The following is a 370-nucleotide window of genomic DNA, read 5'->3' as shown; positions in this document are numbered from 1 at the left end:
TCACAAATAAATCAATCAGGGAATTCCGAATCTGAAAAGCTGCGACACGCTTTAGGCAAGTCCGCCTGAGCCATCGACAGCAACAATGCCTTGAGCTTTACGCGCGCGGCTATGCGCCCAAGCAGATCGCGGCCCATCTGAAAATTAGTAGTTCGATGGCCAGAGAGCACTTGCATTGCGCGCGCCGGAAGCTCGGTTCACTGACGTTATCATCAGCCGTTTTTAAAGCGTCCAAGCTTGACCTCCTGAACGTCTAGCCTTCCTTCCAAGTACGGGAGAATCAATTGCCCGCGTTTTCAACATTGCAAAACGCAACCTAAAGCGTGTCGCATCTATTGTGCCTCATAGCCTGCAGCCTTGAAGAAGTTTC

General features: G+C 50.8%; 1 protein-coding gene. It reads left to right on the top strand.

The window, feature by feature from the left end:
• Positions 1-65 precede the first annotated feature (65 nt).
• Positions 66-257, top strand: coding sequence for a LuxR C-terminal-related transcriptional regulator (locus AWJ14_RS23130; protein ID WP_425349652.1), 192 nt, complete (start codon positions 66-68; stop codon positions 255-257).
• Positions 258-370 lie beyond the last annotated feature (113 nt).

It is taken from the genome of Parahoeflea olei, assembly GCF_001703635.1.
Lineage (GTDB): Bacteria > Pseudomonadota > Alphaproteobacteria > Rhizobiales > Rhizobiaceae > Hoeflea > Hoeflea olei.
The sequence above is the reverse complement of the archived record's forward strand: the minus strand, read 5'-3'. Positions and strand labels throughout refer to the sequence as shown.